Source organism: Sphingobium sp. CECT 9361 (genome assembly GCF_918741285.1).
Lineage (GTDB): Bacteria > Pseudomonadota > Alphaproteobacteria > Sphingomonadales > Sphingomonadaceae > Sphingobium.
This window is the reverse complement of the sequence record NZ_CAKKNC010000054.1, coordinates 1-5,647: the sequence shown is the minus strand read 5'-3', so window position 1 is coordinate 5,647 and position 5,647 is coordinate 1. Positions and strand designations below refer to the sequence as shown.

General features: G+C 60.2%; 5 protein-coding genes and 1 pseudogene. 1 reads left to right on the top strand and 5 read right to left on the bottom strand.

What is annotated here, in order from left to right:
- Positions 1-123 precede the first annotated feature (123 nt).
- The gene (locus LQ220_RS24580; protein WP_230190597.1) at positions 124-2,541 is read right to left on the bottom strand and encodes a LuxR C-terminal-related transcriptional regulator; all 2,418 of its coding nucleotides are present in this window, start codon (positions 2,539-2,541) and stop codon (positions 124-126) included.
- A gap of 89 nt (positions 2,542-2,630) precedes the next feature.
- Here LQ220_RS24580 and LQ220_RS24575 point away from each other — a divergent pair, with 89 nt between their 5' ends.
- On the top strand, positions 2,631-4,061 hold the full coding sequence (locus LQ220_RS24575) for an aldehyde dehydrogenase family protein (RefSeq protein ID WP_004206993.1): 1,431 nt from the start codon (positions 2,631-2,633) through the stop codon (positions 4,059-4,061).
- A 47-nt stretch (positions 4,062-4,108) separates the two neighbouring features.
- Here LQ220_RS24575 and LQ220_RS24570 read toward each other — a convergent pair whose 3' ends face one another.
- From LQ220_RS24570 to LQ220_RS24555, 4 genes and pseudogenes are all read right to left on the bottom strand, one after another.
- Positions 4,109-4,444 carry a BrnA antitoxin family protein gene (locus LQ220_RS24570; protein ID WP_004206995.1) on the bottom strand — a complete coding sequence of 112 codons (336 nt, stop codon included), beginning with the start codon at positions 4,442-4,444 and terminating at the stop codon, positions 4,109-4,111.
- The gene (locus LQ220_RS24565; protein ID WP_004206996.1) at positions 4,425-4,724 is read right to left on the bottom strand and encodes a BrnT family toxin; all 300 of its coding nucleotides are present in this window, start codon (positions 4,722-4,724) and stop codon (positions 4,425-4,427) included. Before LQ220_RS24565 ends, LQ220_RS24570 begins: the two co-directional genes overlap by 20 nt.
- A 36-nt stretch (positions 4,725-4,760) precedes the next feature.
- Positions 4,761-5,348: a recombinase family protein gene (locus LQ220_RS24560; RefSeq protein WP_025290601.1), complete on the bottom strand. Its 588-nt coding sequence runs from the start codon at positions 5,346-5,348 to the stop codon at positions 4,761-4,763.
- A 188-nt stretch (positions 5,349-5,536) separates the two neighbouring features.
- Positions 5,537-5,647 (bottom strand): annotated as a pseudogene (locus LQ220_RS24555) (IS630 family transposase); the annotation flags it as partial.

Genomic DNA, 5,647 nt, shown 5'->3' with positions numbered 1-5,647 from the left:
TCCCGAAGATCCTGTGATAGCGTTCGTGCCATCCATGCTGGCCTCCTGCCACCAGCAGGAAGGCTGAATCACAACGGCGCCGCGAAGGGAATCCCTGACGAGTCAGATCGTGTGGAAACCGCTCTAGTGAAGGAGACCGCGCTGTATTGCCGTGGCGACGGCCTGGGTGCGCCTGTTGACGGCGAGACACTTGAAGATCGCGCGAAAATGCCATTTTACGCCATCTTCGCCGATACCCAATATGTTGGCGATCTCCGCGCTTGTAAGACCATCTCGCGCCAGGCTGAGGATATGGAGTTGGCGGCGAGACAGGTCGGATCCTTCGGTATGTTGTGAACTCGGCAAGTGATGTTGTGCTGCGGACCGATCAAACCTCGCCTTTAGGGCCCATCCCGCGTGAATATGCTCCAGGATATTCCGGAACTCCCGCGCTGTTTCCTTCAGTCCTGTGCTGTCGCGAATTTCCGAGGCCTCTTCCGCCGACCGTATGGCCAGTTGCAGCGCATCTTTACGTAGATGCAGCACCGAACGCAGCATGAGGGTTTTGAGTATGATATGTTGCCATCCTGCCCTGCGGGTGCGGGCCAGGATACGGTCCGTCAATTGGCGCGCGAGGTGATCCTTCCCGTCGGCAAGCGCCCGCGTCGCAGACAGAAGCATGCACTCGACGTCCGCAATGGCGAGGTGAGCCGAAGTGATGGCGTCGTTCCTGGGAATATTGGGGATGGTGACCGATCGACCCGACGCCATTTCATGTTCGGCAGTCAGGATATCGGCCATGAGTTGCAGTCGCGGCATGTGGTCGCGTACGGCTTTCACGTTCAGTTCGGTCAGGATTTTTCCGCAGAGGTCCGCATCTCCGGCCAGACGAGCGGCTCGTAATATGGCCCGTGCCGTATGAATCTGGACGTCGACGATCTGGTCGCAGAAAAGCAACGGCCATTCCAGTTCTGCCAGAGGCACGCCGCTTTCGGCCAGCACAGCGAGGCGCAATCTTTTCAGCGTCTCCTCGGCAACCGGGGAGACCATATCCGTCAGATGCGCGTCGATCCTATTTCGTGCGGGAATGATCTGCCCCTGCGTCAGCAGGAGCAGCACTTCGGCAATCTTTGCCCAGTCGCGGGCAAAGCCCTGATCGGCCAGGGCACAAGCTTGATCCAGTAGGGGACGCAGTGCCGCGAACTCGGCCTCGTTCGACTGACTCGCCACGATGCTCGCGAGACAGGCCAGGGCGGAGGCCTTCATCATTGGGTTTTCCCGGGCGTGCAGTTGGAGCCATTGCCGGCAGAGCCTTTCCGCCCGCACGACATCGTCCCTCAGCGCCGCTGTCGTAGCACCGAGCAGCGTCAGCAATTCCTCATGCGTGTCCGTGCGTGACAGCAACTTCAGAAGGTGCGTCGCCCCTGCATGCTGCTGCTGGAAGGAAAGGACCCATATCTTTCCCAGACCAGCCATGGGATTCGTCAGCAACGCTGTGTCGGGCACGCCCTCGAGCCAATGGGCCAACTCGTTGATACGGCCTTGTCGCAAAGCGACATCCATGACGATCTCACCGCCCAGTCCCCGCGCCCAGGCCGGATCGCCGGCGCGCAGCGAAAGTGCTATTGTTTGCGCTGGCCGGCCGGCGCGCCAGTGATGAAAAGCAGCCCGTTTTAAAAGATGGCTTGGCGAGAAACGAAGCTGCGACTGTCCGCTCAAGGCAAGATGGTGTCGCAGCGCCGGATTGAGCGCAAACATTCCGTGCTTGTCCGGCCTCAATAGGAGACATTCGCGTTGCGCACGTGCGATCCATTGCGCGCCGTCGTGGATGCGCAGGGCAAAATCGTGGCTTTCGGCATCGAGGGGAGCGATCAATGCCGCCTTTTTCAACCATGTGCGCAGAGCGGGCGATAAGGGCGCCAACACGATCTGATCGAGATAACAGATGATCTCGGGCCATACATGCAGTGGCTGCTTCCGGTCGGATACACGACACGCGATGCGGCACAATGCGGGCCAACCCTGTGTGTCCGACATGATCCGGTCGAGGGCTGAAGGGACCCGGGTCAGTTGCTTCAGATCCTGGGCGCTGCAGGCCAGGCCATCGGGGCCGACTTCCTGCCAGTCGGCGTTGAGGACGCCAAATCCCCAAGGGGCGGAGGTTGCAAGGACCGCCCGCCAATCATCGGGAAGAGCATCCACCAGGTCTCTGGTCAGCGTTTCGAGATGTGGCGCTTCCTGAACATCATCGAGGCAAATGATCCCGGGCCTGTCCTGATGCCATATCCATTGCAGAATGGAGTCGATGTCCGCGGCGGTTCCGGCCTGAAGAGCGAGGCGATGCAGGGTGCTCTTCGCCGTGTCGTCGCTTGCAAGCTTTGTCCAAAGCGCCGGGCGACCAGTGTCCGCCGCCTCCTTCCAACCGGCCGCAAGTGTCGCCGATTTGCCGTAGCCGCAAGGCGCACGCAGCAGGCTGACGCGCGCGGTCAATTTAACAGGGCGAAGTGCCGTTTCCGCCAGTCGCGAAAGCAGAGTTGGAGTCCATTCCCTTTCGTGATCCATGACAGGTCGATACTACATGTTCGTGTAGTTCCCTATTGCTATTGTGCTCGTAAGACTCGCGCGAAGCTCATGTTTCGGACGTGAATGAGATGATTGAAGAGAGACAGTCGATTTCGCAGGAACCCTGTGATGGCCGCCCGGTGGAAATGCTCTTCACCGCGCAAAAGGCAATGTCGGACGAGCGCCGGATGCGATTTGGCCTTGCTGAGAGGCGCGCCGCGCTGGCGCGCCTCGCGCTTGCCATACGAAAGTTCGAAGCGGATATCGTTCAGGCCATGGCGACCGACTTCGGCAAGCCGGAGGCCGAAGTGTTTCTGACGGAAATTCTTCCGGTCATGCAGGAAATCCGCCACAGCCGTCGTAATCTGCGCCGATGGATGCGGCCAGTCCATGTCGGATCGACATTGATCGGCTTCGGCACGGCCGGACGGATCGTGCCACAACCACGCGGCGTGTGCCTTATCATCGCGCCCTGGAATTACCCATTCAATCTCTGCCTGGGGCCGCTTGTGTCCTGCCTTGCTGCCGGCAACAGCGCTATCCTGAAGCCTTCAGAGATGACACCTGCTACCTCGGGCGTCATCGCGCGGCTGATCGCCGACACATTTCCGCCAGACCTGGTTACCGTCGCCCTCGGCGGGAAGGAGATGTCTCAGGCCCTGCTCGCGCTGCCCTTCGATCATATCTTCTTCACCGGCAGCCCCGAGGTCGGGAAAGTCGTAATGCAGGCAGCCTCCCGCCACCTGACCTCCGTTACGCTGGAACTGGGTGGCAAGTCGCCCACGATCGTGGGACCGGATGCCGACATAGAGACGGCCGCCAGTTGGATCGCCTTCGGCAAATTCTCCAATGCCGGTCAAACCTGCATCGCGCCCGATCATGTGTTCGTCCACGCTTCGATCCGCGACCGGTTCGTGGAAGCGCTGCGCCGCCGGATCGCCGCCGCTTATGGTTCGGGCATGACGAGCCCCTATCTCGCAAGGATCGTCAATGATCGCCATGCGGACAGACTGGGGGGCCTGATTGCGGATGCCCTGGCCACGGGCGGGCGGATCATTGTCGGCGGCGAAAGGCAGGGAAGGGCGCTGGCGCCCACAGTGCTGGAGGCGATCGCTCCCGAGGCGGCGATCGACCATGAGGAGGTATTCGGTCCCGTCCTGCCGGTCCTGACCTATGATGACATTGAAACCGTGATCGGTCGGATCAACGCAAGACCCAAGCCGCTGGCGCTTTATGTGTTCGATCGTGACCGGGCGAGAGTGGATCATATCCTGGCGGCCACGACTTCCGGCAGTGCAGGCGTCAACCTTACCATCGTCCAATACGTCCACGATCATCTGCCGTTCGGCGGTGTGAACAATTCCGGGATCGGGGCGGCACATGGCCATCACGGGTTCCGGACTTTCAGTCATGAGCGCGCCGTTCTCCAGAACCGCTTCTCCGCTCTGCCTCTCGTCTTTCCTCCCTATTCGGGCCGGGCAGCGCGTCTGATCCGACTTGCCAAACGCTTTCTGGGGTAAATCCATGTACGACTATATCACGATAACCGATAGCCTAACTATCTAAATTAACGTGGCTTTTCCTGCCTTCTGGCGGTCGCCAGCATCTCACGGCGAAGTATGGCGTTCATGCGGGCTTGGTAGCCCTTACCCTGCGATTTGAGCCAGGCGAGCACATCAGCATCAAGGCGTGCCGTCACCTGCTGCTTGATGGGCTTATAGAAGCGCCCACGCTGCCCGTTCCGCCAGAAATCCTCTGTCAGCGCCGGAGAGTCGCTATAGTCGATCCCGCTATCCGGCATCGCCTGCAGGGCATCCAGTTCGGCCTGTTGCGCTTCGGTCAACGGCGGCAGATTGTCCGGATCGAGTTGGAAACGGACGGTATCAGCGTCTTTCTTCTTCATAACGTCGCCTTTCCGTTCGATCGGCCTTTCGAGCCGAAATGATATGAATGATCTCCACATACTCGCCGTCATCGTCTTGCTCGACGACAGTGTGGGCCACGAGGAGGAGCAGATGCCCTTCCACGAGGCCCAAGGTTTGCCATCGTCGCTCGCCACCTTCGATCCGATCCTGATCGCTCAGCGCGAAACGATCTGTGAACGCACGAGTAGCGATCGCAAAGCTGACGCCGTGCTTCTTCAGATTGCTCTCGGCTTTGGCCGGATGCCAGGAGAAGCGCATGGATGGCATTACGGAAATATAATTATGTTTTTGTCGTTACGCAAGGCGCGGCGGTTTGAGCCATCCGGCCCGCGCGAGCGTATCTGCGAGGGTCGATCGGGGCACGTTGAACGTGCGGCTGATCGACGACTTGCTAGCGCCACCGGCAAGGGCGGCGGTGATCTGATCGAGCTTTTCCGCATCGATCGTTCGCGGGCGGCCACCGTAGCGCCCGCGCCGTCTGGCGGCCGCAAGGCCTGCCATGATGCGCTCGCGCGTCAATGCCCGTTCATACTGGGCCAGCGCGCCGAACAGCGAAAACAGCAGCTCGCCATGCGGCGTTCCCGTGTCCATCTGCTCGGTCAATGACCGGAATGACACGTCACGCTCCCTGAGATCGGTCAGGATCGACAGCAAATGCGGCAGGGAGCGGCCGAGCCGATCCAGTTTCCACACGACCAGCGTATCGCCGGCTGCGAGATATTCGAGGCAGGCCCGCAGGCTCGCCCGGTCCTCGCGAGCGCCGGATGCCTTGTCGGAATAGAGATGCCGGCTATCGACGCCGGCTGCGATCAGCGCATCGCGCTGAAGATCGACCGATTGCCGGTCATCTGTGGAAGAGACGCGCATGTAGCCTATAAGCATGTCGGAAAACCCCTGATAGCTTGTTGTGGGACAGTCCTCCTTTCCGGCAGAGTTTATCGGACGCTACGGATTTTGGGCGTGCGTAGATTGCTGGAATTTCCGGGGGGATGCCTGCTAGCGGCGGAATGTGTCGTCGGGCGCATCAGGCGGGGCGCTTATCGTGTGATTTCCATTAGAGCGGTTTCCATTCATTCCGGTTCATAGCCGCATGATTTGAAGTAGTTTGCACATTCGTCGGGCTTGAAGATATCGACGAGCCTGCCGATCAGGTCCCACAGGCCGCTGACGGTGCGCTCTCC